Raw genomic sequence first — 26,633 nt, forward strand, 5'->3', positions numbered from 1 at the left:
CGTTCGAAGCAGCAGTGAACACCCGGCAGGGGACACGCCGGACGGCGAGCGGATCATCCGGGCAGAGGCCCTGGGACGAAACATGGGGACGCCACCAGTACATGACGCCGCCCAAACACCGTAGGCTCGTGGCAGTCAAGAACGCGGAGCCACGAGGAGCGCACGACGGTGAACCCAGGGGATGTCAACCTGCAGCAGCTGCTGGAGCAGGCACAGCTCATGCAGCAGCAGCTTGTGAGCGCCCAGCAGGAGCTCAACGATGCGCAGATCGAGGGCTCAGCAGGCGGCGGCATGGTCACCGCCGTCGTCAACGGCTCGGGCGAGCTGCTCGAGCTCAAGATCGACCCGAGCGTGATCGACGCCGGCGACGCGCAGGACACCGCTGACACGATCGCCGACCTGGTGATCGCGGCCGTCCGCGACGCCGTGCGCGCGGCCGCCGATCTGCAGCAGGAAAAGCTCGGCCCGCTCGCCCAGGGGCTGGGCGGCGGCGGCCTCGGACAGTTGCCAGGGTTCTAGGCCATGTACGAAGGGGTCGTCCAGAATCTGATCGACGAGCTGGGGTTGTTGCCCGGTGTCGGTCCCAAGAGCGCGCAACGGATCGCGTTCCACCTGCTGGCGGCCGACCCGGCCGATGTCAAACGGCTGGCGCACGCGTTGCTGGAGGTCAAGGAGAAGGTCCGCTTCTGCCGCACGTGCGGAAACGTGGCCTCCGAGGAGGAGTGCCGCATCTGCCGCGACGCGCGCCGCGACACCCACGTGATCTGCGTGGTCGAGGAGCCCAAGGACGTCGTGGCGATCGAGAAGACGCGCGAGTTCCGCGGCACCTACCACGTGCTCGGTGGCGCGATCAGCCCGATCGACGGTGTCGGCCCCGACGACCTGCGCATTCGTGAGCTCATGACGCGCCTGGCCGACGGTCGCGTCACCGAGCTCATCCTCGCCACCGACCCCAACCTGGAGGGGGAGGCGACGGCGACCTACCTCGCCCGTCTGGTCAAGCCGATGGGTGTGAAAGTGACACGACTGGCCAGCGGTCTGCCTGTGGGCGGTGACCTCGAATATGCCGACGAGGTGACCTTGGGCCGCGCGTTCGAGGGACGGAGGCTGCTGGATGTCTGACGAGTGGAGCGCGCTGGCGCAAGAGATCTCCGGGCACGCACAAGACTACGTCGACGGGCTGACGAGGGTGGCGGGCGGCGAGGGCGGTGACGCGATCTGGTCGCTGCTGCTGGTGGAGGTCGCCCAGGTGAGCCTGGCGGGCGCCAAGCTCGGCGCCAACCGTGACGTGATCCTTTCCGGCAACTACGAGCCGCCGATGAGCGAGGACCCCGACATCGACGGCGTGCGTACGGCGCTGGCCGAGCGGCTCGAGGCGGTCGACGACTACGCCGAGGTGTTCGACCCGTACAAGGACACGGGGGTCACCCCCTACCGGCTGTCCGACGACCTGACCGCGGTCGCCGCCGACCTCATCCACGGGTTGCGCCACTATCACGCGGGCCGCCCGCACGAGGCGCTCTGGTGGTGGCAATATTCCTATTTCAACACCTGGGGCAACCACGCGGGCGCCGCCATGCGGGCGCTGCAGGCGCTGGCCGCGCACTCGCGGCTCGACGTGGCGGAGGAGACTACCACAGTGTGAAGATCATCCACATAGTGGCATGGCCCATCGGGCGCATGAGACGGCTTCAGTAGACTGGCAGCTCACAGTCCAGACCGGGAGACTTCTTGTGGCCCTCGTTGTGCAAAAGTACGGTGGTTCGTCCGTCGCCGACGCGTCCTGCATCAAGCGGGTCGCGCAACGGATCGTCGCGACGAAAAAAGCCGGCAACGACGTGGCCGTGATCGTCTCCGCGATGGGCGACACGACGGACGAGCTGCTCGATCTGGCCGAGCAGGTGTCGCCGCTGCCTCCGGGCCGCGAGCTCGACATGCTGCTGACCTCGGGCGAGCGCATCTCGATGGCCCTGCTGGCGATGGCGATCGCCAACCTCGGCCACGAGGCCCGCTCGTTCACCGGCTCACAGGCGGGTCTGATCACCAATTCCGCCCACGGCAAGGCGCGCATCATCGACGTGACGCCGAGCCGCATCAGTGAGGCGATCGACCAGGGCCACATCGCGATCGTGGCGGGCTTCCAGGGTGTCTCGCAGGACACGAAGGACATCACCACGCTGGGCCGCGGTGGCTCCGACACCACGGCGGTGGCGCTGGCGGCGGCGCTCGAGGCCGACGTGTGCGAGATCTACACCGACGTCGACGGCGTCTACACCGCCGATCCGCGCATCGTGCCCGCGGCGCGGCAGATCCCCAGGATCTCCTACGAAGAGATGATGGAGATGGCCGCCTGCGGGGCCAAGATCCTGCACCTGCGCTGCGTCGAGTATGCTCGCCGCTTCAGCCTGCCGATTCACGTACGCAGCTCGTTCAGCACCAAGGAAGGCACGTGGGTCGTCTCCGACCCTTACAACGAAGGAACCGAGATGGAGCAGCCGATCATCTCCGGCGTCGCGCACGACCGGAGCGAGGCCAAGATCACTGTTGTCGGGGTGCCCGACAAGGTCGGCGAGGCTGCCTCGATCTTCAAAACGCTGGCCGACGCCGAGATCAACATCGACATGATCGTGCAGAACGTCTCGGCCGCGGCCACCGGTCGCACCGACATCTCCTTCACGCTGCCCACGGCCGACAGCCAGGCCGCGCTGACGGCGCTGAAGAAGATCCAGGAGCGGATCGGTTACGAGTCGCTGCTCTTCGACGACCAGATCGGAAAGGTTTCGCTGATCGGAGCGGGCATGCGCTCGCACCCCGGCGTCACGGCGACGTTCTTCGCGGCCCTCGCCGACGCGGGGGTCAACATCGAGATGATCTCCACGTCGGAGATCCGCATCTCTGTGGTGGTCGGGCAGGACGGTGTCGACGCGGCCGTGGCGGCCGCCCACCGTGCGTTCGATCTCGACGCCGACCAGGTCGAAGCCGTGGTGTATGGAGGTTCAGGACGATGAGCAGCAGGCCCAACCTGGCCCTGATCGGCGCGACCGGCGCTGTGGGCACCGTGATGCGCGACATCGTGTCGACGCGTGAGGACATCTGGGGCGAGATCCGTCTCGTCGCCTCGGCCCGTTCCGCGGGCAAGGTCCTGCGCGTACGCGGCGAGGACGTCGTGGTCCAGGCGCTCGCGCCCGAGGTCTTCGACGGCATCGACGTGGCCATCTTCGACGTGCCCGACGAGGTGTCGGCCGAGTGGGTGCCGATCGCGGCCGCGCGCGGCCCTGTGGTGATCGACAAGTCGGGCACGTTCCGCATGGAGCCCGACGTGCCGCTGGTGGTGCCCGAGGTCAATCCGCTCGACGCGCGCAACCGGCCGCGCAACATCATCTCCACGCCCAACTGCACGACGTTGTCGATGATGGCGGCCATGGGCGCGCTGCACGCCGAGTTCACGCTCACCGAGCTGGTCGTCGCCTCCTACCAGGCGGTGTCGGGCGCCGGCGTGGCCGGTTCCGCGCGGCTCTACGACGAGGTCGAGGCCCTGGCGGGCGACCGCAGCCTCGGTCAGGTGGCCGGCGACGTGAGCGGGGTGCTGGCCGACAAGCTGCCCGGCGAGTCACCGTTCCCGGCGCCGATCGCGTTCAACGTGGTTCCGTGGGCCGGTTCCTACAAGGACGGCGGCTGGGCCTCCGAGGAGCTCAAGCTCCGCAACGAGTCCCGCAAGATCCTCGGCATCCCGGAGCTCAAGGTCTCCGCGACCTGCGTGCGCGTCCCCGTGGTCACGACTCACTCGCTGGCCGTGCACGCGCGGTTCGAGCGCGAGATCACGGTGGCCGACGCGCATCGTGTGCTGGAGGCGGCGCCGACGGTGGTCCTCATGGACGACCCGGCCAACGGGGTGTTTCCGACGCCGCTCGACGTGGTGGGCAACGACCCGACCTATGTCGGCCGTGTCCGCCAGGCGGTCGACTTCCCCAATACGCTCGACCTGTTCGTGTGCGGCGACAACCTGCGCAAGGGGGCGGCGCTGAACGCGGCGGAGATCGCCGAGCTGGTCGCGTCCGAGAAGTGACCGGATGATGTGGTGTGACGCCGTGGGTGCCGCACGGCGTCCGCCGCAGGGCACGTCACCGGAAAAGGATGTCCCAGTGGTCGCCTTCGTCGGCGAAGACGGTGCCTGATCCGGATCGGTAGAGCCGGGCGCCGTCGCTGCGGACTCCGACCCGGTCGCCGACCTTCTTGATGTGCCGGTCGATGCAAGAATTGTGTGAAATATCCAGCTTGTAGCCGTTGCCGTGGCTGTACTGGCCCGGCGCGTGGCCGGTCTCCGTGCCGCCCGTGACCATGATCGGGCAGCCGCTCTCGCGCTTCAGCTGGATGATGCCGGCGACGGTCCCGGCGCGCACGGAGTCGAACGAGGTGCAGTGGTGCCGGTGCTTGCTCGTGCAGTTGCCGGTCGACTTCGTACGCAGGCCCGAGCTCCGCAGCCAGCCGGCGGCGGTGGCGTGGGTCAGCTGCGCGGCCGCCTGCCGGGGCATCACGCGTGCCAGGTCCACGCTGGCGCGCTTGTGAGCCTTGTGCTGCCGTGTGTGGCGCTTCTTGGCCACCTTGGTGCGTTTTCGTGCCTTGGCGGCCTGTGGCCGGCGTTCGGCGGGCGACAGGTTCGCCCGCGGCTGGGCCGGCCACGGCTGCGCGTACGTCGTGTCCGGCACGTGCCTGCCTTCCGTGAGCCACCGCAGGTCGTCCAGCGGCCAGTTTCGCAAGGCCGCCAGATCGTCACGGTTCATCATGTTCTCGCGCGCCCAGAGTCCGGCGGGGAGCGGCCAGTTCTCGGAGGCGCTGGACTGCGTCTCCGCCATGGCCGCCCGCAGCGGTTGCGGGAGGGGATCCTCCCACCCGCCGGGCCCGGCCTCGTTGGGCCCGCTTCCTGTCCGCTCCCCATCGGGGTGGGAAGCGGCGGAGGCGGCCGAGGCCAGCGCGATGATGGTGATCTCTATGCCGAGGAGCGCGACTACCATGAGGCGCACTGTTCCACGTATCCACATGTCGATGCCTTTTCGCGGAAATAGCCCTTCCGCCTGAAACGACAATCCCACCATTCACAGGAGATAACTCATGCCGCGGATGCAACTTTGCCGTGGATCGGCGATCACCGTGCGGCTCCATGACCTAACCAGGTTTCCCGACGTACAGTGACGAACGTGTCCGAAGTCCGAAACCGCGGATCGGAGAGCACCCGGGAGCTCATCGTCGAGACGGCGTTGCGGCTGTTCAGGGAGCGCGGCTTCGACGCGACCACCATGCGCGCCATCGCCGCGGAGGCCGGGGTGTCCGTGGGCAACGCCTACTACTACTTCGAGAGCAAGGAGGCGTTGATCCAGGCGTACTACGACCGCGCCCAGGCCGAGCACGAGGAGGCCTGCATGGAGTTCCTGGCGACCGAGGAGGCGTTCGCGGCCCGGTTGAGCGGGGTGCTGCGCGAGTGGGTACGCGTTTCCGAGCCCTACCACGAGTTCGCCGTGAAGTTCTTCAAGCACGCGGCCGAGCCGACCAACCCGCTGAGCCCGTTCAGCGAGCAGTCGTCCCCGGCGCGGGAGGCGTCCATCGCGATCTACCGCCAGGTCGTCGAGGGGTCGCGCGACCGCATGAACGCCGAGCTGCGTGAGGAGCTGCCCGAGCTGCTGTGGTTGTTGTCCATGGGGATGGTGCTGTTCTGGGTGCACGACACCTCGCCGGGGTGCGCCCGTACGTACCGGCTGATCGAGGTCACGGTGCCGCTGGTGGACCGGTTGGTCGGGCTGTCGCACCTGCCGGGGCTGCGGGGGATCACGAAGGACTTCATCGCGGCGGTCCACGAACTCCGCGCCTAGCTCCCATACCGAGCGGTTGGTACGGTTGACGCGTCCAGCGTCCAACCGCAGGCGGAACCGAGCCGGAGGCCGTGCATGACGCAGAAGTGGGGCATGACCATTCCCTTCTACGACCGCTCGCTCGCGCGGTCGCGGGAGCTGATCGCGCAGCTGCCCGGGCTCGGCTACACCGACGCCTGGTCGGCCGAGGTCAACGGCGTCGACGGGTTCACGCCGCTGGCGCTGGCCGCGCAGTGGGCGCCGGGGATCAGGCTGGGCAGCGCCATCGTGCCCGTCTCGACGCGCGGCCCGGGGCTGCTGGCCATGTCCGCGGCCACGCTGGCCGATCTGGCGCCCGAACGGTTCGTGCTGGGCATCGGGGCGTCCTCCCCGGCCATCGTCGAGCGGTGGAACGCCGGCACCTTCGCCAAGCCGTACGCGCGCACCCGCGACACCCTGCGGTTCCTCAAGAGGGCGCTGGCCGGCGAGAAGGTCTCGGAGGCGTACGAGACGTTCGAGGTCAAGGGGTTCCGGCTGGAGCGGGCTCCGAAGGCGCCGCCGAAGATCGTGCTGGCGGCGCTGCGGCCGGGCATGTTGCGGCTGGCCGCCGCCGAGGCCGACGGCGCCATCACCAACTGGCTCTCCCCGCAGGACGTACGCCGCGTGCGCGCCGAGATCGGCCCCGGCACCGAGCTGATCGCCCGCCTGTTCGTCTGCGTGAGCGAGGACGCCGCCCAGGTGCGCGAGATGGCCAGGCGAATGCTGGCCGGCTACCTGACCGTCCCGGTCTACGCCGCCTTCCACGACTGGCTGGGGCGCGGCGAGACGTTGCGGCCGATGCACGAGGCCTGGGCGGCGGGCGACCGGCAGGCGGCGCTGAAGGCCATCCCCGACGAGGTGGTCGACGACCTCGTCGTGCACGGCGACGCGGCCACCTGCCGCGCCAGGATCCAGCAGTACGTGGACAACGGGCTCGACACGCCCGTCCTCGCCCCCATCCCCGGCGGCGAGGTCTCCATCGACCAGGCGGTGCGCGACCTGGCTCCCCAGGCGTAGGAGGCGACGTGGACGACGTACTGAGGCTGGACGCGGTCGCCCAGGCGCGGGCGGTCAGGGAGGGACAGGTCTCGGCGTGCGAGCTTGCAGAGGCCGCGATCGCCCGCATCGAGGACCGCGACGGCGAGCTGAACGCGGTCATCCACCGCCGTTTCGAACGCGCGCTGGCCGAGATCGACGCCATCCCTGTGGACGCGCCCTTCAGAGGGGTGCCGATCCTGCTCAAGGACCTGGGCTGGCGGCAGGCGGGGGAGCCGTACAGCGCGGGCTCCTCGGTGCGTGACGGCGTCGTGGACGCCCCCGACGGGTACGGCGTCGTCAGCCTGCGCGAGGCAGGGTTCGTCGTGCTCGGGCGGACCAACACCCCGGAGTTCGGCTCCACGATCACCACGGAGCCGCTGGCGTTCGGGCCCACGCGCAACCCGTACGATCCGGCGTACTCCGCGGGCGGGTCGAGCGGCGGCTCGGCGGCGGCGGTGGCGGCCGGGATGGTGGCGCTGGCCACCGCCAGCGACGGAGGCGGCTCGATCCGCATCCCCGCGTCCATGTGCGGCCTGGTGGGGCTCAAACCGACGCGCGGGCGGGTCAGCATGGGCCCGGCCATGGGAGAGGGGTGGAGCGGGTTCTCGTGCCCGGGCTTCGTCAGCAGGAGCGTGCGGGACACGGCGGCGGCGCTCGACGTCGTCGCGGGCATGCGCCCCGGCGACCCGTACGACGCCCCGGCGTTGCCCGGCCCGCTGGCCGCGGAGGTGGGGGCGGATCCCGGGCGGTTGCGGATCGGGTTCCTCGCCACGCATCCCAGGGGCGACGTGCCGGAGGCACCCGAGGTCGCCGAGGCCGTCACGAGGGCCGCGCAGCTGCTGGAGTCGCTGGGCCACGACGTCGCGCCAGGAGGCCCCGAGGCGCTCGCGGAGCCGGACTTCACCCGGCACTTCGGCGCCATCGTGGCCGACCACCTGGCCGCGCAGGTCGCGGGCCTGGGCGCGGCGCGCGGCAAGCCCGTGGACGTGGAGGAGCTGGAGCCGCGAAACGCCGCCATGGTCGGCGCGGCCCAGGGGCACAGCGCGGCCGACCACATCCTGGCCACGCAGTGGATCGACGGCTTCCGCCGGCGCATGTCCGCCTGGTGGGCCGCCGGGCACGATCTGCTGCTGATGCCGTCGCTGGGGGTCGCGCCGTTCCCGCTGGGCTGGATCCCGCCGGACGACCTCAGCGTGAGCCTCGGCAGGACGATGCACGCCGTGTCCTACACCTCGCCGGTCAACGCGACCGGGCAGCCCGCCGTCTCGCTGCCCCTGCACAGGACCGCGGCGGGGCTGCCGGTGGGCGTGCAGCTGGTGGCGGCGGCCGGCCGGGAGGATCTGCTGGTCAGGGTGGCCGCGCAGGTCGAGCGGGCTCGCCCGTTCGAGCATGCGGCGCTGGCCTGATCGGCAGGAACTCGTGGCCGCGGCGACGCGTTATGTCGTGAAGAGCCACGGGTAGGGGGTTGTCATGATGGCTAAGGCAGCACGCACGGCGGCGGCGTGGCGGACCTACCGCGAGGTGACCAAACCCGGGTCGCCCGCGTTGATGACCAGGGTCCGGGCGATCCCGCGGATGATCGGCGCGGTCATGCGCGGTCAGTACGACGGCATGGGCAAGGGCAAGCTGGGCCTGCTCGCGCTCGGCGTGGTCTACATCCTGTCGCCGGTCGACGTCCTGCCCGACTTCCTCATGCTGATCGGCGTCGCCGACGACTTCGGCGTCTTCCTGTGGCTGATCGCCTCCTTGCTGGGCGAGAGCGGGCGCTACGTCCAGCACGAGCGCAGCGTCATCCAGGGCCGCGTCGAGGGCCTCGAACAGGCCTAGATCTCCTCCATCCGCAACCAGGCGCGCGACGGCAGCGGGTGGCCGAAGAGGCGGGCCGCGTTGCCGTACGCGACCCGCGCGATGTCGGCGGGCGGCAGCGTGCCGAGGTTGTGCGCCACCGACTTCTGGGTGTCGGGCCAGGTCGAGTCGGAGTGGGGGTAGCCGCTCTCCTGGAGCACGTGGTCGAGGCCGACGGCGAGCCGCACCCCCGACAGCGCGTGGTCGTCGCGCGTGCCGAAGAAGAAGTTGCGGCGCAGCACCTCGCTGGGCTTGAGCCCGCCCTCCCATGACGCCTCACCGGCGACCGGGTGGTCGAGGGCGTAGTCGGCGCGCTCGGCCAGCATCGGCAGCCAGCCGACGCCGCCCTCCACGATGAGGATGCGCAGCGCGGGGAAGCGCAGCGGCAGCCCCGACCAGAGCCAGTCGGCGCAGGCGAACATGGCGCTGGTCGGCATCAGCGTGGTGATGGCCTCAAGAGGCGTGTCGGGGGAGGGCACGGGCGACCACGACGCGTCGCCCGTGTGCAGGGCGACGACGGTGCCGGTCTCCTCGCAGGCCGCGAAGAACGGATCCCAGTGGCCGGAGTGGATCGACGGCAACCGCAGCCGGGTCGGGAACTCGGGGAACACCACGGCCTTGAAGCCCTTGGCGGCGTTGGCGCGGATCTCCTTGGCGGCGAGGTCGGGATCGGGCAGCCACGGGAGTTGCAGGCCGATGACGCGCTCGGGGTAGGTGCCGGCCCAGACGTCGATGTGCCACTCGTTCCACGCCTTGACCAGGGCCAGGCCCAGCTCCTGGTCGCGGGTCCTGGCGAACGGCATGCCCGACTGGCCGGCCAGCATGCCGGGGAAGCAGAGCGCGGCCCAGATGCCCGCGACGTCCATGTCCTTGATGCGTGCCTCGATGTCGTGGCAGCCCGGGCGCATGTTGTCGAACCTGACGGGGTCGAGGGTCCACTGCTCGCGCGGCAGCCCCGCGCCGACGTCGATGCCGGCGCACGGGTAGGTGGCCCCGCCGTAGCGCCAGACCTGGTGACCCGCCTCCGTCTCCACGACCTTGGGCGCGACCTCGGCGTATTTCTCCGGCAACCGGTCATCGAACAGGTCGGGAGGCTCGATCAGGTGATCGTCGGCGGAGATGATCACGTAGTCGCGCCGCCTCGGGTCTGGGTCGGGGAGCAGCGGCGTAGTCACGCACGTAACCGTACGACGAGGGGATAACGTCGAACAAGCTGCGACGTATCCGTTGGGTCTCCGAGATCAACACATCGGGAGCCGACTCGTGTCAAGGCGCCTCCGTCAACAGGTGGTGGCGCAGCTCGTCGACGGCGTCCTGAGCCAGGCCGAGCACCTGGTCGGCGTACGCCTCGACCGAGCCGTGCCGGTGTACGAGGTCGGTCAGGAAGAGCCGCATGGTCTCGGCGGGGGCCAGACCGAACCCGGGCCACGGAGAAGTGTCCGGGTGTCTCCTGTTCCAGTCGGCGACGAAGCGGTCGGTGGCCAGCCCGGTGAGCGCGTAGTCGGCCACGATGTCGTCCTCGCCGACCCCCGCCAGCGACAGGACCAGCGCGGTGAGCACGCCGGTGCGATCCTTGCCGGCGGCGCAGTGGATGACGGTGGGGGCGTTGTCGGCCCGCGCGATGGTCTCCAGCGCGGTCCTGAGGTTCGCCACGCCGTCCTCGGTCACCTCCAGGTAGCGGTCGGCGAGGTAACGCTCGATGCCGATCTCCTCGTTGTAGGTGGTGGCGGTGTCCCAGCGGCGGCCCTCGATGGGCAGGTTCTGGTAGAGCAGGCCGTCGGACTCGGGCACGCGGCCGTACTTCTCGATCTCGAACGCGTGCCGCAGGTCGATGACGGCGCGTACGCCCAGGTCGCGGAAGGTCGTGAGGTCGTCGCCCGCCAGCCAGCCGAGGGAGTCGGCCCGGTAGAGCCGCTGCCACCGGACGACGCGCCCATCTTTCGTGAAATATCCGCCTACGTCGCGGAAATTGCAGAGGTTGGTGAACTTGATGTGCCGCACTTCACCACCTTAGCGGGGTGCGTTCTCCGCTTCCCCGGCCTGCGACGCCCTTTCCGGCTCCTCCGAGCCCTCCGAGGCCGCCGCCTTCCGCTCGGCCACCTCGCGGCGGATCAGCAGGATCCACCCGCCGACGGCGATGCCGATGAACAACCACCACTGGACGCCGTAGGCCAGGTTGAGCCCGCCGCCGGCGCCCACGTCGGGCTCCGGCACCGGGGCGGGCGCCGCGGCCGGCCGCGGCTGCTGCTCGGTCAGCTCCACGTAGCCGCCCACCAGCGTGTACGGGAGCCCTTTCCCGATCCTGTCGACGTCGATCAGCAGCACCTGGCCGGGAGGCAGCCCTGAGCGCTCGCGGATGCCGCTGGACTCCTCGGTCTCGCCGGGACGCAGCCGGCCGGTGACGGTCACCTGCCCGGCAGGGGGCGGCGGGACCTCGGGCGGGGTGTCGGCGGTGGCGCCCGCCTTGACCCAGCCCCTGTTGACGATCACGGCCGTGCCGGGGCCGGTGACGAGCGGGGTCAGGACGTAGTAGCCGGGCCTGCCCTCCTGGGGGCGCCGGCGGACGAGCAGGGCGTGGGACGGGTCGTACGTGCCCGCCACCGTCACCTTCCTGAACCGGTCGTCCTCGCGGACCGGCCGCCCGGGGGCCGCCAGCCGCTCGAGCGGCACCGGCGCGGCCTCGATGTTGGCGGTGACCCGCTCGCTGTTGGCGGACCGTTCTTCGAACCGCCCGAACTGCCACCGCCCGAGGAACACGAAGGCGGGGATGACCAGCAGCACCACCACGTGGAGCGCGAGCCACCGAGGCGTCAGAAGGAACCGGTACACGCTCTCAAGACTAGGCGCAAGGAGGGGTGCCACCTGCGGCGGGCCGCTCACGCGCTCCTGAGCTCGGCTCCCTCGCCGGGGATGGGCGTGACCTCCCGCGGGCCGCTCACCTCGTGGCCGTCGGCGCAGCGGAACTGCAGCTCGACGGGGGCGCCGCACCCGCGGTGGGTGAGCTGGACGGGCGGCCCTTCGTCGTCCGTCAGGTATTTGTCGCCCCAGTGCATGAGCGCGACCATCAGCGGATAGAGGTCGCGGCCCTTGTCGGTGAGCCGGTATTCGTCGCGCTGGCGCTGCCCCGGCTCGCGGTAGGGCTCTTTGCGCAGCAGGCCCTCGTCGACCAGCCGGGCCAGGCGGGCGCTGAGCACCTGGCGAGGGGCGCCGGTGATGGCCTGCATGTCGGCGAAGCGCCGCACGCCGCTGAACGCCTCGCGCAGCACGAGGAAGGTCCACTTCTCCCCGACGATGTCCAGGGTGCGCTCGATCGAGCAGTTGTCCGCTCGGAAATTCATGCGAGACGGCACGTTCATCTCCCTATCATACCTGAGTTCAATTGACATACTCAGGTGCGACAGGGCAGGCTGAGTTCATGCATGGAACTCAGATCCGCCAGGCCTGCTCTGATGACGAGGAGCGGATCAGGCGCTTCCTGGCGGATTTGTCGCTGCACACGCAGACGCTCCGCTTCTTCACCGGCGTCACCAGCCCCGCCGCCGGGCTGGTGCGCACGCTGCTCACGGTGGACGAACGCCGCGACGCCCTCATCGCCACCGCCGAGGGCGGGGAGATCGTCGGCCACGCCATGAGCTATCAGGGCGAGTGCAGCGACGTGGAGATCGCCGTGGTGGTGGCCGACCGGTGGCAGGGGTTCGGGCTCGGGCCGCGGCTGGTCGACATGTTGCTGATGCGGGCCGCCGTACGCGGGGCGAAGACCGTGGGGATGGACGTCCTGGGCGAGAACCGGCGGGTGCTCAGGCTCATCCGCAGGCTCTGGCCGGACGCCGAGATGACCGTCGCCTCCGGGTCCGTGGCGGTGACCGCTATGATCAATCAGGCCGGGCTATTTGCGGAATAACGTTCTGGTGGCACACCATTGACAGCGTGAAGAGTGTCAAGAACGGACGCGACGGCCGGACGCGCATCATCGAGGGTGCCCTCCGCCGGTTCAGCCAGGACGGGGTCTCCGCCACCACGCTGGCCAGCCTCCGCGAGGAAAGCGGCGTGAGCGTCGGCAGCTTCTACCACCACTTCGCCAGCAAAGAACATGTCTTCGGCGTGCTGTACGCCGAGATCCTCACGGCCTACCAGAGCGCCTTTCTCGCCGAGCTGGTCAGCCACGAGGACGCCCGCGACGGCATCGAGGCCGTGGTGGCCTTCCACATGCGCTGGGCGGGCGAGCACCCCGAGCGGGCCAGGCTGCTGGTCAGCGAGCGACCGCCCCGCAAGAACGAGCCTGGCGGCGCCGAGGTGGCCGAGGAGCGCCGCGCGTTCTTCCGCAAGGTCTCCGACTGGTGGCGCCCGCACATGAAGAACGGGCTGCTCCAGCCCGTCCATCCGACCATGTGCTACGTGTTGTGGCTGGGGCCCGCACAGGAGATGTGCCGCCTGTGGTTCGCGGGCGCCCACACGCCGACCGACGAGGAGATCAAGGGCCTGGGCGAGGCGGCCTGGCAGAGCCTGCGCCAGCGACCCGAATAGCGGGCACCCGCCAGCTGACCCTGCCGAGCGAGATGTCGAGCCGCAGGTCGCCGCGCTGCCTGCGCAGGCCCGGCACGCGTACGCGGGCGAGCACGGCATACCTGCCCCGATGTGGGTAGCCGAACCCGAGCTCGCCCGGCAGCACGCGCAGGTCGTCGCGGTTGCCGCAGCGCGGGCAGGTCCAGGAGACCAGGTCCATGCCGCGGTGGTAGCTGGAGCAGGCGCGGAAGTAATCGTCGGGAACAAACCGGGAATCGCAGGCCAAACAGGGGATCAGCATGAGTCCGCTCCTCCGGATGACGCGCTGGCCTCTCTAGACATATCGCGTCCCGGATGCCCGGCGCAGGCAGAATGCCGGGGCGGATCGGTAACACTATGAACACTCTCGGTATCGGATCATGCGTTGGAGTCCGCGATGAAAGGATGGACTTGTGGAACAACTGCGTGATCATCTCCTGGAGACCGGTTACACGATCGACGGCGTACGCGAGCGCCTCGGCGCGATGGCCGCCTCCGCGCTGTCCCGGGAGGAGCTGGTGCCGGCGCTGCGCGCCACCGCCGACGGTGACCCGCTGGCGATGCTGATCAGGTTGTGGTGGCTCGGCGTTCCCGTGCCGGCGAGCGCGCTCCCGCCGGCCGTCACGCGGTCCGGGCTGGTCGAGACCGACGGCGACGAGGTCCGCGCGACCGTCCACCTGCAACCCTGGGAGACCGGCGGCTACCTCGTCTCCGACCGCAAGGTCCGGCCGGGCGATCCCGCGCTGCGGCCCGACCACGTCGTGGGGGCCGGCGGCGCCTCCGCCAACCTGGCCCAGCTCGTCACCCGCCGCCCGGTCGGGCGCGCGCTCGACCTCGGCACCGGGTGCGGGGTGCAGGTGCTGCACCTGGACGGACGGGCCGAGCACATCGTGGCCACCGACCTCAACCCGCGCGCCCTTGAGCTGGCCAGGCTGAGCTGGGAGTTGTCCGGCGTCTCCGGGGTGGAAGCGCGCACCGGGTCGATGTTCGAGCCGGTCGAGGACGAGTTGTTCGACCTCGTCGTGAGCAACCCGCCGTTCGTGATCGCCCCGGAGGGGAGGCTGACCTACCGCGAGTCGGGCGCCGAGGGCGACGGCTTCTGCCGCGACCTCCTCCGGGGCACGCCCCGCCATCTGAGCCCCGGCGGCCAGGCCCACTTCCTGGCCAACTGGCTGCACGTCGAGGGCGAGGACTGGCACGACCGCGTCGGCGGCTGGCTGCGCGAGACCGGCTGCGACGCCTGGGTGGCGCAGCGCGACGTGCAGGACCCCGCCGAATACGTCGAGCTCTGGCTCAGGGACGCCGCCGAGCAGGGCACCAGGCGCTACACAGAGCACTACGACCGCTGGTTGTCCTGGTTCGAGGAGCGCAAGGTCGAGGCCATCGGATTCGGCTGGATCACGATGCGCAACTCGGGCACGCTCGACCCGGTCGTGCGCGTGGAGCATCTCACCCATCAGGTCAGCCTTCCGGTCGGCGACTACGTCGACTCGGTGCTCGACGCCGTCGCGGCCGCCCACCGGGCCGGCGACCTCGACGCCGCGCGGCCTCGTACCGTCGAAGGCCTGCTCGACGAGCGGATCGGCCTGCCGGGCGCGGAAGACCCGATCCGCATCGTGCTGCGGCAGACGCAGGGGCTGCGCCGCTCCAGGGAGGTCGGCACGGTGGAGGCCGCGCTGGCCGGCGTCTGCGACGGCGAGCTGGCGCTCGGGCCGCTGCTCAACGTGATCGCCGAGCTGGTCGGCGACGGCGAGATCCCCAACGCCGACGCGGTCAGGCCCCTCATCGCCGAGGGATACTTCCTGCTTTGATCCGGCATTGATCGGACGTTGACACCGCGGGTGGAGGCTCAAGGCCAGGACACGGCCTGGGGGGTTCGAGGGCCGTGTCAGGTCCGGCCGGTCGTCTATGTGAGGCGGCTGCCGCCTCGCGGAGCATCCCGATGACCGGGCCCCCTAGCGATGCGTGGCGGCGAAGGATGACCGGCCGGGCCGAACTTCAGTCGATCACGAGCACATCGTGACTCACGAAGGACAGCCTTGATCAACCATGTGTGGATGACACGTCTGGACGACGAGCTGTACTCAGGACTCGACGACGCTCTCGCCGTCGGTCCCGGCGACGGGCTCGCCAGTGGGGGCGCCAGTGGAGATGCCGGCGGGCTCATCGACGGGGACGCCGTCGAGCAGGACCTTGAGATCGCCGGCCTCGGGAGCGCCGAGCCGGGAGAAGATCTCGAAGGCCTGCTGTAGGCAGTCGAGACTCCTCCCCACGCTGCCGGGTCCGTGATCGAGACCGCGCAGCGCCTTGCCGAGGACGGTGAGCGAGAGCGCCTCGCCGTAGGGGTGGCCGATCTCGCGGGAGACCACGAGGGCCTGTTCGGCGTGGCGTACGGCCTCGGGGTAACGCTCGGCGGCGATGAAGGTCTCGGCCAGCCTGGAGCACACGCGCTGCTCCCAGACCCGTTGCCTGCTGGCCCGGAAGAAGGCCAGGCACTCGGCGTGGTGGTGCACGGCCTCGGTGAGCCGGCCGACGCGGGAGAGCACGATGCCGAGGTGGTAGCGGGCTCGTGCGGTGCCGGCGCCGCTGCCGATCTCGGTGAAGATGGCCAGGCCCTTCTCCGCGGCGGCGATCGCGTCGTCAGGGCGGCCCAGGCCCAGGTGGTCGCGGGCCGAGTAGCTGAGCACCAGAGCCTCGCCGGCCGGCACGCCGTTCTCGCGGTAGAAGCGCATCGCGGAGTCGAACAGGGACAGCGCCTCGGTGTGGCGGCGCTGCCTGCCGACCACGACGGCCAGGGCGTTCAGCACCTCGCCGGTGACGACCATCTCGCCGCGCTCGCGCGACAGCTCGTCCACGCGCCGGAAGTGCTCCTCGGCCTCCCTCAGCCGGTTGCCCGCGAACAACACCCGGCCGAGCACGTAACGGGCGCGCAGCTCGCCCGCGGTGTCGCCCAGGGCCAGCGCGGCCGCCAGCACCGCCCGCGTGCTCTGGTCGAACTCGCGCGTGTGCGTGCCCGACTCCAGCAGCGGCTCCATCGCCACCAGCAGGTCGGCGGCGGGCAGGAGGTGCTCGGCGGCACGCGCGGACGCGGCGGCCTGGTTGATGGCGTCGAACAACGAGTCGCCTTCGGCGATCAGCCACGCCACGGCCTCGTCCACAGTCGTGAACGTGCGCCCGCTCCCCACCACGACCAGGTTGTCCGAGATCATGCTGCCCTCGTACGCCAGCCGGTGCGCGGACTGGGCGGAGGCCAGGTAGAAGCCGAGCAGCCGGCGCAGCGTCATCGTCCTGGCCTGGGGGCGTTCCGTCTTCTCCAGCTCCCGCCTGGCGAACAGCTTGAGCAGGTCGTGGAAGCGGTAGCGGCCCGGCGCGGGCGCCTCCAGCAGGCTGGCGTCCACGAGCGACTCCAGCACCTCCTCGGCCTCGAACGCGCTCATCGACAACACGGCCGCCGCGGCCCCCGACGAGATGTCGGGGCCGTTGGGCAGCGCGAGCAGCCGGAACGCGCGGGCCTGCGGGGCGTCCAGCTGCCCGTAGCCGAGCGCGAACGTCGCCTCGACGGCCAGGTTGCCCACCCGCAGCTCGTCGAGGCGGCGCTGCTCGTCGGCCAGCCTGGGCACCAGCGAGGCGACCGTCCACGACGGGCGCGCGGCCAGCCTGGCGGCCACGATCCGCACCGCCAGCGGCAGGAACCCGCAGGCGGCCACCACGTCCATGGCCGCGCCGCGCTCGGCCGAGACGCGCTCGGCCCCGGCCACGGCGGTGAACAACGACAGGGCCTCGTCCGGCTCCATCACGTCGAGGTCGATCAGCCGCGCCGACGGCAGGTCGGCCAGCTTGCCCCGGCTGGTGACGACGGCCGCGCACCCGGCGGAGCCGGGCAGCAGCGGGCTGACCTGCTCGGCGTCGCGGGCGTTGTCGAGCAGCACGAGGATGCGGCGCTCGGCGAGGATCGACCGGTAGAGGGCGGAGCGTTCCGCGAGGCCCTCGGGAATGACGTCCGGCGGGATGCCGAGCGCGCGCAGGAAAGCTCCGAGCGCCGACTCGGGCGCCGTGGCCTCGCCGGAGTAGCCACGCAGGTCGGCGTAGAGCTGGCCGTCGGGGAAGACCTCGTCGACCTGGTGGGCGACGTGCACGGCCAGCGCGGTCTTGCCGACCCCGCCGATGCCGGAGATCGCGACCACCGGCACGCCCTCGGGCGACGACTGCGCGGGCGAGCCGGCCGACACCATCGTGCGCAGGCGTACCGCGATCTCCCTGCGGCCGGTGAAGTCGCTGACGGCGGCGGGCAGTTGCGCGGGGCGTGGCAGGTCGAGCGCCTGCGGATCCTCTTCCTCCTGCGGCTCTCCGGCGGACGCCTCGTCGTCGGGGACGGGCGCGGCGGCCAGCGTGGGGTCGGCGGCCAGGATGCGCTGGTGCAGCGCGGTCAGCTCGGGGCCGGGCTCGATGCCCAGCTCGTCGACGAGCGCCTCGCGCGTCTCGGTGAACACGTTGAGCGCGTCACCCTGCCGGCCGCAGCGGTAGTAGGCGAGCATGAGCTGGGCCCGCAGCCGCTCGCGCAGCGGGTGGTCGGCGGTCAGCGCGATCAGCTCGGAGACGACCTTCGCGTGGTTGCCCAGCTCCAGGTCGACGTCCATGAGCGTCTCGACCACGCTGATGCGGCGCTCGATCAGCCGGTCGCGTTGGTGCTCGGCGTACGGCCCGACGGCCCCGGCCAGCGGCTCGCCCTCGAACAACGACAGCGCCGCCCGCAGCGCCCTGGCGGCCTCGGACAGCCTGCCCGCCCTGCGCGCGGACTCGGCCTCGCGGATGCCGCGTTCGAAGCGGGTCAGGTCGAGCGCGTCGCCGGCCAGCCGCAGCGCGTAGCCCCTGCCGATCGACGTCAGCAGCTCCGGGCGGGAGCGGGCGGGCCGGTCGGGTTCGAGCACCGTACGGAGCCTGGAGACGTAGGTGCGTAGAGCGCCCAGGGCCCGCGGCGGCGCGTCCTCACCCCAGACCGCGTCGATCATCTCGTTGGGGGTGACCGCGTGCCCTTCCCGCAGCAGCAGCATGCCGAGAATGGAACGCTGAAGCGGGGTGCCGAGGTCGAGTTCCCGGCCATCACGCCACGCGCGGACAGGACCGAGCACGGCGAACCGCAGCTCGCCTGGAACGCTCTGACCAGCCATGCCGTCTGTCTCCAAGCCAATGGAACGATTTGCTACCAAATGATAGATCCATCGTTGCTCGTCACCTAGATGCCGGCTGATCGTTCACCGAGCCGTTGATCCGCCGTTAATCAGGCGTTGAGCTCGCCCCTGGATGCTGGTGGTCGGCTGGGTATGACAGATCGGCACCGAGCACACCGCGGGGGCGTGTCATACAGAGCGCCGGCAGGCAGGCGAAAATACCGGCCCCGCCCAGAAAGTTCGGGCGGGGCCGTGACGGACGGATGATCAGGTCGCCTCGGCCGCTGCCGGCCTCATGGCGATCCGCCAGGAGCCCGGAGCGGGCATGGGCACATGATGAGCGTGTGTTCATGCGCGGGGAAGCTCTTTCGCCGGTGGCTGCGGACGGGGTGTCTCCGCAGGTTGACGACCCTTTGTGGGGGGGTGGGGCAACCGGCTTACGGGACGTACGGGGTTGTCGGGAAAGGTTCGCCTAACCGCTGCAGGGGGCGGGGACGAGCGCGGGCGCCTGCGCGGCGGCCGCGCCGTGCCGTACGAGCGAGAGCTCTTTGAGGCCCATCGACAGGTGGTTGAGGCTGGCCGCGATCCATGGGAGCTGGAGCGGGTCGGGGCTGGTCAGAGCGGTCAGCCGCTCCTGTGCGGACTCGCCGTAGAGCAGGCTCACCGCCACCCTCACCCGGGCCGCGGCGGGATCGTCGCCGAAGGCGTGCCCCGGCAGGACGCCGATGCCGTGGTTCTCCAGCAGAAGTTTGGTGATCTCGGCGGAGCCGCCGAGTCTCAGGTGGCTGAGGTCAGGGTAGAGGTAGAAGCCGCCCTGCGGGGCGGGCACGTCGGCGCCGACCTCCAGGAACCTGTCACGCACGGCCCGCGCGACCAGGCCGTGCAGCCGGCGGCTGCGGGTGATGCGCTCGGTCAGTTCGCGTGGATCGCTGAAGGCGTAGGCCGCGGCCTCCTGTACGGGTGCGGCGGGCGCCGACCAGATCTCGCTGGCCACCGCGAGCAGGCGGGCCCGCAGCGCGTGACCGTCGTCGGGGAGCCGGGCGACGCCGATCCGCCAGCCGCCCAGGGCCAGGCTCTTGCTGAGGCCCGTGGTGACGATCGTGCGCTCTGGTGCGAGGTCGGCCGGGGAGGTGTACGGCAGGACGGGGTCGTGCAGCAGGTCGCGGTAGATCTCGTCCGAGATGATCATCAGGTCGAGCTCGCGGGCGACCTCGACCAGGCGGCCCACGGTCGCCGGCGTGGCCAGCCGTCCCGTCGGGTTGTCGGGCAGCGTGACCAGCACCGAGCTCACCGTCCTGCCCTGTGCCCTGGCCAGCCGAACCCTGGCGGCCACCAGGTCGGGGTCGGGCACTCCGCCCTCTCCTGGAGGTGCGGGCACCAGGATGGGGCGTGAGCCCACGAGATCGGCCTGCGCGGCGTAGCTGACCCAGCTGGGCATGGGCAAGACGATGTCTCCGCCGATCGCCAGGAGCAGGCCGTACAGCAGTGACTTGCTGCCAGGTCCGCAGACGACCAGTTCGGGGTCGGTGATGAGCCCCCGTCGTGTCCAGTAGCCCGCCGCCGCGACCCGCAGTCCGGACGCCCCCGCGACCGGTCCGTAGCCGTTGTGCTCCGATGCGGCGGCCAGCCTCTCGCGCAGCGCCGGGTGGACGGGCAGACCTGCCTCACCGAAGGCCAGGTGCAGCACACGTTCCCCGGCGCGTCGTCTTCGTTCGATGTCCTCATTCGCCGCCAGAGTGGCGGACAGAGTTACCGTCATGTTTGTCACGTTCCCAGGGTGGTTGCCATGAGGCATAAGGACAAGCGAGGCTTTTCGTGGGTAGGCATAAGGAAGTCTGATGCTGGAATTGCGGCGTTTGGTGCTGATCTGCGAGTTTGCGCGTCGAGGAAGCATCTCGGCGACTGCCGAGTCGCTGGGGTACAGTCCTTCGGCCGTCTCGCAACAACTCGTCGCGCTCGAACGCGAGACCGGCACGGCGCTGATCGACAGGACCGCGCGCAGCGCCGAGCTCACCGACGCGGGCCGCCGGCTCGTCATGCACGCGGAGCGCATCCTGTCCATGGTCGAGGAGGCCGAGTCCGACCTGTCCGCGCACGCGGGCAAACCGGCGGGACGGGTGGTCGTCACCGCGTTCCCGACGGCGGCGGTGGCGTTCGCGCCCGCGCTCGCGCGCTCGCTGCGCCGCCACACGGAGCTCACGCTGCGGCTGGGGCAGAGCCGGTCGGGGCGCGGGCTGCGCGAGGTGCAGTCGGGCGAGGTGGACATCGCGCTCGTGGACGACTGGTACGGCCGGGTGCGTGACAGCGACAGCCTGCGAGTCTTCCCCCTGCTGCGCGACCCCCTGGTGCTCGTCGTGCCGCGCAAGCACCGCCTGGCCGACCCCGAGGTGCCGCTGGACCTGCGCGAGCTGCGGGACGAGGCGTGGATGGCCACGCCCGACGGCGAGCCGTCGCGGCTGGCCGTGGACCGCCTCCTGGTGGACGTGGGCGGCACCCGGCCGACGCCGTGGGAGTTCGAAGGGCTGGGGACCATCCTGTCGCTCGTCGCCAAGGGCATCGGCATCGCCGCCGTGCCCGCGCTGGCGCTGGCCGCCGGGGTGCGGGGGCTGGCCGTGCGGCAGTTCCCCGGCAACCCGGTGGGACGCGACGTGCACGCCGTCGCCAGAAGCTCCAGCGTCAACCGGCCGTCGGTGTCGGTGACGCTGCGGGCCATCCACGTGGCCGCCCGCTACATCGCGGCCGACCTCGAGCCGGTACGCCCGGCGGAGCGGCGGCGCCCCGAGGACGACATGCTCGCCGACTGGCCCGACGGGCCGCTCCGCTCGACCAAGGACGTGGTGGGCCGGTCGTTCGGCGAGTGAGGCACCTGGCCTCGGCCACGACGGCGCACCGGCCGGTCGTTCGGCGAGTGAGACGTCGTTCGGCCACGACCCGCCCTCCGGCCGGTCGTGGAGGCGATAGCGTCTGCGTCCATGGCGCCGACGTACGACATCGAGCACCTCCTGCTCTCCCAGCACAGCGTCCGCACGGTGGCGGGGGTCGACGAGGTGGGCAGGGGCGCGTGGGCGGGACCGGTCACCGTCTGCGCCGTGGTCACCGACCTCTCCGAGCCGCCGGCGGGCCTGACGGACTCCAAGCAGGTCTCCGCCGCCAGACGTCCGCCGCTCGCCGCCGAGCTGGCCGCGTGGGCGGCCGGCGTCGGCTACGGCGAGGCCACCCACGAGGAGATCGACACGCTCGGCATGACGCAGGCCCTGCGCAGGGCCGCCCGCCGGGCGCTGGAGGCACTGCCCGTACGCCCCGACGCGGTGATCCTCGACGGCAAGCACGACTACATCGGCCCGCCCTGGCCGGTGCGGCTGGAGATCAAGGGGGACGCCGCGAGCATCTCGGTCGCGGCGGCGTCCGTGCTGGCCAAGGTGCGGCGCGACGCCTACATGGGGACGATCGGCTGCGACGAGTACGGCTTCGCCGAGAACGCCGGCTACCCGTCGCCGCTGCACCAGGAGGCCCTCGCCCGGCTGGGGCCCACCCCGCACCATCGTCTGTCGTGGTCCTACCTGGACGATCTGCCGCAGTGGCGGCATCTGAAGCAGCACCGGGATCCGCTGGCGGGCGAAGGGCAGGCGACGCTCTTCGGCTGACAGGAGGCTCTGGGCGGCGAGGCTTTCCGGGTTTCCTGATGACCGCCATGATGGATCAGGTGCGAATCGGCATTTTTCTGATCGCGGCGCAGTTTCCCGGCCAGGAAGCCGGGCGCGTGTTGTCCGACGCCGTCGAGCTGATCGTGGCGGCGGAGGAGGCGGGGTTCGACGACGCGTGGATCGCCGAGCACCATTTCATGTCCTATGGCGTGTGCCCGTCGGCGATCACCCTGGCGGCGGTCGCCGTCGGCAGGACCACGCGCATCGGGCTGGGCACGGCCGTGAGCGTGTTGTCCACGCACCATCCGGTGGCGCTGGCCGAGCAGGCGGCGATGTTGCACCACCTTTCCCGCGGGCGGTTCACGCTGGGTGTGGGCCGGGGCGGGCCGTGGGTGGACCTGGAGGTGTTCGGCACGGGGGCCGAACGGTTCGAGCGGGGCTTCGGGGAGTCGCTCGACGTGCTGCTCGACGCCCTTTCCGGAGGCCGGGTGGCGGCCGGCGGGGAGTTCTTCCGGTTCAGGGAGGTCGGGGTGGTGCCGGAGGCGGCGATGCGGCCGGTCGTCGCGTGCACCTCGGAGCCGACGGTGGGGCTGGCGGCGGCGCGCGGCCTGCCCATGTTGCTCGGCATGCACATCGGGGACGCGGAGAAGGCGGCGCTGGTCGCGGACTACGCGGCGCGCGGGGGGACGGCGGCCGGGCACGTGGCGGCGGGGGTCGCGTACGTGGCGGACTCGACGGCCCGGGCGGTGCGGGAGCTCAAGGAGTCGTTGTCGCGGTGGCTGGGGCCGGGGCTGGCGGGTTATGTGCCGGTGGACGACCGGCCGCGCCCCTCACGAAACATCCCGGCATATGCGGATCTGCTGACGCGCATCCATCCGGTCGGGTCGGCCGGGCACTGTGCGGAGACCCTGCTGCGCACCGCGGAGAAGACCGGGATCGAGCACTTCATCCTGATGGTCGAAGGCCTGGGAGAGCATCGCCGGACGCTGGAGAACATCAGGCGCCTCGGCGACGAGGTGCTGCCGCTGCTGCCCCGGTGACCCGGCGGGGTGCCGGGTCACCGGGAGGGATCAGCAGTCCACCAGCTCCGGCTTCTGGTTGAGGATCTGGGCGCGCGGAGTGACGAACTCGTGCAGGGCCTTCGTGGCCGTCGGGTCGAAGACGGCGACCCGATGGCAGTTCTGGAAGGCCAGGCGGACCCCGAAGTGGCGCTCCAGCGCACCGCGCATCGCGTCGCTCGCCAGGCAGCGCAGGAGCTGGCCGCGGGCCTCCTCGGACGGCGGTGGCACCGTGTTGTCCGCGAACTCGGCCCCGGTCTGCTCGCGCCGGCTCGCCAGGTCGCTGATCAGCGACCACGCGTACGGCAGCGAGTCGCGGACGCACGCGACGAACGCCGCGTCGTCCACGTCACCGGCCCTGGCCTGGTCGAGCAGATCGTTCGGAACGGTCAGCGACATGCTGTCTCCTCTCGAAAGGGATCAAATGTGACGCTAGGCGGGGATGGGGAGAGCCTCCAGATGCCTGGAGGGGGACAGTCGTGTGATCAGGGCCCGTAGACGAAGCCCGGATCTATCTGCTCGGCCAGGTCGGTGCCGGTGCGCTCGTTGCCCCACGCGCGGGCGTTGCGCAGGTGGAACTCCACGGTCTGCCGACCGAAGCGCTCCCAGTCTTTCTCCTGCTCATCGAGGGTCTTGCGGAGCAGGGCGAGCGCGTCGGCGTTGGCCGGCTCGAGGTCGTCGAGCGTGAAGTGGCGGCCCTGCTCCATGGCGCGGACGGCTGCGGAGTGCTCCATCCAGGTGAGCAGATCGTCACCCACGTGCTCACGCAGGAAGTCGACGTCGGACTCGCCGTGCACCTTGTTGCCGACCACGGCGAGCGCCACGTCGTACTGGGCGGCGTAGTCGCGGTATTGCCGGTAGACGCTCACGCCCTGCCTGGTCGGCTCGGCCACGAGGAACGTCAGGTCGAACCGGGTGAACAGGCCGGAGGCGAAGGAGTCGGCGCCGGCGGTCATGTCGACCACGACGTAGGAGCCGGCGCCGTCGACCAGGTGGTTGAGCAGCAGCTCGACCGCGCCGACCTTCGAGTGGTAGCAGGCCACGCCGAGGTCGTCCTCGCTGAACGGGCCGGTCGCGAGCAGGCGCAGGCCGTCGGGCGTGGTGAGCCCGAGCGGGTCGGCGGCGAGGTCGTCGAAGCTCAGCAGCGTGGAGCCGCGGCCTGGCGGGGTGGTCTTGACCATGGACTGCGCCGAGGGGATGCGCGGGTTGGCGCCGCGCAGGCGGTCCTTGATCTCGGTGAGGTGGGCGCCGAGCGGCTCGGGCTGCCGGTCGAGGCCGAGCACGAGGGCGAGGTGCTGGTTGATGTCGGCGTCGATGGCGACCACGGGGCCGCCCTGGCTTGCCACATGCCTCGCGAACAGCGCCGACATCGTCGTCTTGCCGCTGCCGCCCTTTCCGACGAACGCCACTCTCACGGCGCCTCCTTGTGGGGATGAAAATCGTTACCGTTTCTGTCGAGCCTCATCATGCCACACTCGGTGCATGCGGAACGACGATTTGGCACGCGCCGTACGCCTGCGTGAGGAAGGCCAGGGCGAGCAGGCCCGGCAGCTCCTCGTCGAGCTGGCCCGGCGGCACCCTGACGACGCCGAGGTGGCCTACCAGGCGGCATGGTCGCACGACGCGCTCGGCCTCGAGGCCGAGGCGGTCCCCTACTACGAACGCGCGCTGGCGGGCGAGGGGCTGAGCGACGCCGACCGGCTGGGGGCCTTCACGGGGTACGGCAGCACCCTGCGGGTGCTCGGCAGGCCCGCCGAGGCGCTGGAGACGTTCGAGCGAGGGCTGAAGGAATTCCCCGGCGACGGGGCGTTGCGCTCGTTCATGGCGATGGCGCTGCACAACGCCGGGCGCTCCGCCGAGGCGGTCACGACGCTGCTTCAGGTGGTCGCCGAGTCAGACCGGGCCGGCGGGTACGCACGCGCCATCGCCTACTACGCCGACCACCTGGACGAGACGGTCTAACCGCAGGTGGCGTCGAGGTTGATCGGACTGTCCGGCTTCGGCGTCGCGGGCGGCTTCTCGCGCGTCGGCACGGTCTTGGTGGACGGGCGCTCCCTCAGGGCGTCGGAGACCGTGTCGCGGATGAGGCGCCAGTCGGGGTTCGCCGTGTCGATCAGCGGCGGCACGAAGCTGAGGCTGCGGATCCTGGCGTTCTTCACCTTCTGCGACAGGTCCACGACGGCCGGCAGGAGCTCCTGGGGCAGGTCGGTGGAGATGGTCCGCTTGGCGGCCGCGGCCAGCCGCTCGAAACTGTTGATCACGGTCATCGGCTCGGCCTGCTTGACGACCGCGTTGAGCAGGCACTTCTGCCGTCCCATGCGGACATAGTCGTCGCTGTCGGTGCGCGAGCGGCCGTACCACAGGGCCTCCTCGCCGGAGAGCCTGCGCGTGCCGGGCGGCAGCAGGCCCTCGCGGTTGCGGCCGTACACGATGGGGTCCTTGATGGTGACCCGCACGCCGCCCATGGCGTCGACGAGCTCCGCGAAGCCCTTCATGTCGACCAGGACGTGATACTGCACGGGAAGGCCGATGATGCCGCTGATCGTCTGCTTGAGCAGTGTGGGGCCGCGCTCGCCCTTCGGCACGCCCGGGACCATGTCCGGGTGGACCTCGGCGTACTGGAAGATCTCGTTGAGCAGACCGGGCGTGTCGGGGCCCGCGCCGGTGAAGCCGAACGGGAAGCGGCTGCCGGCCGGGCCGTGGGGGAGCGGCACGCGCTGGAGGTTGCGCGGCAGGCCGAACAGCGTGGTCGCGCCGGTCGTGGTGTCCACGCTGGCCACGGTCATGCTGTCGGTGCGCACGCCGGGCCTGCCGGGCGCCGAGTCGCCGCCGAGGAGCAGGAACTGCACGCGCGCCGCGCCGTTCCACGGATCATGGGCCATGATGGGCGTGCTGTCGGCGCTGGACGGGAACAACGTGTTCACGACGTCCCGCGACAGGTAGGCGATCCTGGCGGCGTAGGCGGTGGGAGCCAGGATGAGAGCACAGAGGGCGACGGTCAGCGTCGTGGTCAGGAAGCGGCCGATCCGATCCGAGCGCGGGGGGCGTACGAGGACGAACGACCAGACGATCACGCCGGTCCAGGCCAGGGCGATCGTCACCAGCGCTACGGTGAGCACGGTCAGCCAGCGGGGCTGAACGGCCAGAGACAGGAGGTTGGCGCTGTACGCGGTGAAGACGGTGAGCACGCCGGCCAGCATCAGCACGTATGCCACCATGAGCGCCAGACCGGATCGGCGGCGCTCGACCGCCAGGTGTGCCACTCCCCACAACATCGCCGCTCCCATGGTCAGGGCGATGCTCGCTCCCAGGCCAAAACCTCGTTCTCTCTCCGTCATGCCTGGTCAAACCCCCAATGTGTGCCCATCCAGGTCACCCTAGTAATGAGCAATGCGCTGTGATGGTGCGTCAGGGCGGGGTTCGGTCAATTCCCGGTCAAGACCATCTTGAGATATA

The 26,633-nt window shown here is 70.8% G+C and carries 27 protein-coding genes; 16 read left to right on the top strand and 11 right to left on the bottom strand.

The annotated features are described in order from the left end of the window. The first annotated feature begins 168 nt into the window (after positions 1-168). From ABGB01_RS34690 to ABGB01_RS34710, 5 genes are all read left to right on the top strand, one after another. Positions 169-519, top strand: coding sequence for a YbaB/EbfC family nucleoid-associated protein (locus ABGB01_RS34690; protein WP_171055572.1), 351 nt, complete (start codon positions 169-171; stop codon positions 517-519). A gap of 3 nt (positions 520-522) precedes the next feature. Next, the gene (recR, locus tag ABGB01_RS34695) at positions 523-1,122 is read left to right on the top strand and encodes a recombination mediator RecR (RefSeq protein ID WP_347622999.1); all 600 of its coding nucleotides are present in this window, start codon (positions 523-525) and stop codon (positions 1,120-1,122) included. After that, a complete protein-coding gene (locus ABGB01_RS34700) occupies positions 1,115-1,645 on the top strand; it encodes a DUF5063 domain-containing protein (protein ID WP_347777803.1) in 531 nt (176 codons plus the stop codon). Before recR ends, ABGB01_RS34700 begins: the two co-directional genes overlap by 8 nt. 88 nt (positions 1,646-1,733) lie before the next feature. Next, positions 1,734-3,008 carry an aspartate kinase gene (locus ABGB01_RS34705; protein ID WP_347777804.1) on the top strand — a complete coding sequence of 425 codons (1,275 nt, stop codon included), beginning with the start codon at positions 1,734-1,736 and terminating at the stop codon, positions 3,006-3,008. After that, a complete protein-coding gene (locus tag ABGB01_RS34710) occupies positions 3,005-4,066 on the top strand; it encodes an aspartate-semialdehyde dehydrogenase (RefSeq protein WP_347777805.1) in 1,062 nt (353 codons plus the stop codon). The genes ABGB01_RS34705 and ABGB01_RS34710 overlap by 4 nt, the downstream gene beginning before the upstream one ends. A gap of 55 nt (positions 4,067-4,121) precedes the next feature. Here ABGB01_RS34710 and ABGB01_RS34715 read toward each other — a convergent pair whose 3' ends face one another. Then, positions 4,122-5,012, bottom strand: coding sequence for a hypothetical protein (locus ABGB01_RS34715; RefSeq protein ID WP_347777806.1), 891 nt, complete (start codon positions 5,010-5,012; stop codon positions 4,122-4,124). Positions 5,013-5,195: 183 nt separating this feature from the next. Here ABGB01_RS34715 and ABGB01_RS34720 point away from each other — a divergent pair, with 183 nt between their 5' ends. The 4 genes from ABGB01_RS34720 (at position 5,196) to ABGB01_RS34735 (ending at position 8,747) form a co-directional block, all read left to right on the top strand. Then, entirely contained in the window at positions 5,196-5,864 is a 669-nt protein-coding gene (locus ABGB01_RS34720) for a TetR family transcriptional regulator (protein ID WP_347777807.1), read from the top strand. A gap of 75 nt (positions 5,865-5,939) precedes the next feature. Then, entirely contained in the window at positions 5,940-6,899 is a 960-nt protein-coding gene (locus ABGB01_RS34725) for an LLM class F420-dependent oxidoreductase (protein ID WP_347777808.1), read from the top strand. Positions 6,900-6,907: 8 nt separating this feature from the next. Further along, a complete protein-coding gene (locus tag ABGB01_RS34730; RefSeq protein ID WP_347777809.1) occupies positions 6,908-8,326 on the top strand; it encodes an amidase in 1,419 nt (472 codons plus the stop codon). A 67-nt stretch (positions 8,327-8,393) separates the two neighbouring features. Beyond that, positions 8,394-8,747 (top strand): YkvA family protein, encoded by a 354-nt coding sequence (locus ABGB01_RS34735; protein ID WP_347777810.1) that lies wholly within the window; start codon positions 8,394-8,396, stop codon positions 8,745-8,747. On the opposite strand, the gene ABGB01_RS34740 is transcribed toward ABGB01_RS34735, so the two are convergent. The 4 genes from ABGB01_RS34740 to ABGB01_RS34755 all read right to left on the bottom strand — a co-directional run bounded on the left by ABGB01_RS34740 (position 8,744) and on the right by ABGB01_RS34755 (position 12,121). After that, positions 8,744-9,940, bottom strand: a complete 1,197-nt coding sequence (locus tag ABGB01_RS34740) for an amidohydrolase family protein (RefSeq protein WP_347623008.1) — start codon at positions 9,938-9,940, stop codon at positions 8,744-8,746. The genes ABGB01_RS34735 and ABGB01_RS34740 overlap by 4 nt on opposite strands. A gap of 91 nt (positions 9,941-10,031) precedes the next feature. Then, complete coding sequence (locus tag ABGB01_RS34745) at positions 10,032-10,766, bottom strand: tyrosine-protein phosphatase (protein WP_347777811.1); 735 nt, start codon at positions 10,764-10,766, stop codon at positions 10,032-10,034. 9 nt (positions 10,767-10,775) lie between these two features. After that, positions 10,776-11,594, bottom strand: coding sequence for an SURF1 family protein (locus ABGB01_RS34750; protein ID WP_347777812.1), 819 nt, complete (start codon positions 11,592-11,594; stop codon positions 10,776-10,778). Between the two features lie 47 nt (positions 11,595-11,641). After that, positions 11,642-12,121, bottom strand: coding sequence for a helix-turn-helix domain-containing protein (locus ABGB01_RS34755; RefSeq protein ID WP_347777813.1), 480 nt, complete (start codon positions 12,119-12,121; stop codon positions 11,642-11,644). Between the two features lie 59 nt (positions 12,122-12,180). Between ABGB01_RS34755 and ABGB01_RS34760 the strand changes: the two genes are divergently transcribed. Both ABGB01_RS34760 and ABGB01_RS34765 read left to right on the top strand, forming a co-directional pair. Continuing rightward, a complete protein-coding gene (locus ABGB01_RS34760) occupies positions 12,181-12,666 on the top strand; it encodes a GNAT family N-acetyltransferase (RefSeq protein WP_347777814.1) in 486 nt (161 codons plus the stop codon). Between the two features lie 26 nt (positions 12,667-12,692). Further along, positions 12,693-13,289, top strand: a complete 597-nt coding sequence (locus ABGB01_RS34765; protein ID WP_347623013.1) for a TetR/AcrR family transcriptional regulator — start codon at positions 12,693-12,695, stop codon at positions 13,287-13,289. Here ABGB01_RS34765 and ABGB01_RS34770 read toward each other — a convergent pair. Continuing rightward, positions 13,237-13,569 carry a hypothetical protein gene (locus ABGB01_RS34770; protein ID WP_347777815.1) on the bottom strand — a complete coding sequence of 111 codons (333 nt, stop codon included), beginning with the start codon at positions 13,567-13,569 and terminating at the stop codon, positions 13,237-13,239. The genes ABGB01_RS34765 and ABGB01_RS34770 overlap by 53 nt on opposite strands. Positions 13,570-13,720: 151 nt before the next feature. On the opposite strand from ABGB01_RS34770, the gene ABGB01_RS34775 reads away from it, so the two are divergent. Then, positions 13,721-15,118, top strand: a complete 1,398-nt coding sequence (locus ABGB01_RS34775) for a methyltransferase (protein WP_347777816.1) — start codon at positions 13,721-13,723, stop codon at positions 15,116-15,118. A 273-nt stretch (positions 15,119-15,391) separates the two neighbouring features. Here the strand turns inward: ABGB01_RS34775 and ABGB01_RS34780 are convergent, their stop codons facing one another. Both ABGB01_RS34780 and ABGB01_RS34785 read right to left on the bottom strand, forming a co-directional pair. After that, positions 15,392-18,475, bottom strand: coding sequence for a BTAD domain-containing putative transcriptional regulator (locus tag ABGB01_RS34780; RefSeq protein WP_347777817.1), 3,084 nt, complete (start codon positions 18,473-18,475; stop codon positions 15,392-15,394). 472 nt (positions 18,476-18,947) lie between these two features. Next, positions 18,948-20,234 (bottom strand): pyridoxal phosphate-dependent aminotransferase, encoded by a 1,287-nt coding sequence (locus ABGB01_RS34785; protein WP_347777818.1) that lies wholly within the window; start codon positions 20,232-20,234, stop codon positions 18,948-18,950. Positions 20,235-20,313: 79 nt separating this feature from the next. Between ABGB01_RS34785 and ABGB01_RS34790 the strand changes: the two genes are divergently transcribed. From ABGB01_RS34790 to ABGB01_RS34800, 3 genes are all read left to right on the top strand, one after another. Next, positions 20,314-21,336 carry a LysR family transcriptional regulator gene (locus ABGB01_RS34790; RefSeq protein WP_347777819.1) on the top strand — a complete coding sequence of 341 codons (1,023 nt, stop codon included), beginning with the start codon at positions 20,314-20,316 and terminating at the stop codon, positions 21,334-21,336. Positions 21,337-21,447: 111 nt separating this feature from the next. Then, positions 21,448-22,119, top strand: coding sequence for a ribonuclease HII (locus tag ABGB01_RS34795; RefSeq protein ID WP_347623019.1), 672 nt, complete (start codon positions 21,448-21,450; stop codon positions 22,117-22,119). A 50-nt stretch (positions 22,120-22,169) separates the two neighbouring features. Further along, positions 22,170-23,159 carry an LLM class flavin-dependent oxidoreductase gene (locus tag ABGB01_RS34800; RefSeq protein ID WP_347777820.1) on the top strand — a complete coding sequence of 330 codons (990 nt, stop codon included), beginning with the start codon at positions 22,170-22,172 and terminating at the stop codon, positions 23,157-23,159. 30 nt (positions 23,160-23,189) lie between these two features. Here the strand turns inward: ABGB01_RS34800 and ABGB01_RS34805 are convergent, their stop codons facing one another. Next, positions 23,190-23,576, bottom strand: a complete 387-nt coding sequence (locus ABGB01_RS34805) for an SCO5389 family protein (RefSeq protein ID WP_132606396.1) — start codon at positions 23,574-23,576, stop codon at positions 23,190-23,192. Positions 23,577-23,662: 86 nt separating this feature from the next. Further along, the gene (locus ABGB01_RS34810) at positions 23,663-24,592 is read right to left on the bottom strand and encodes an ATP-binding protein (RefSeq protein WP_347777821.1); all 930 of its coding nucleotides are present in this window, start codon (positions 24,590-24,592) and stop codon (positions 23,663-23,665) included. 67 nt (positions 24,593-24,659) lie between these two features. Between ABGB01_RS34810 and ABGB01_RS34815 the strand changes: the two genes are divergently transcribed. Next, complete coding sequence (locus ABGB01_RS34815; protein WP_347777822.1) at positions 24,660-25,139, top strand: tetratricopeptide repeat protein; 480 nt, start codon at positions 24,660-24,662, stop codon at positions 25,137-25,139. On the opposite strand, the gene ABGB01_RS34820 is transcribed toward ABGB01_RS34815, so the two are convergent. After that, on the bottom strand, positions 25,136-26,515 hold the full coding sequence (locus ABGB01_RS34820) for an LCP family protein (RefSeq protein ID WP_347777823.1): 1,380 nt from the start codon (positions 26,513-26,515) through the stop codon (positions 25,136-25,138). The genes ABGB01_RS34815 and ABGB01_RS34820 overlap by 4 nt on opposite strands. Positions 26,516-26,633: the final 118 nt, after the last annotated feature.

This window comes from Nonomuraea sp. B5E05 (genome assembly GCF_039880665.1).
Lineage (GTDB): Bacteria > Actinomycetota > Actinomycetes > Streptosporangiales > Streptosporangiaceae > Nonomuraea.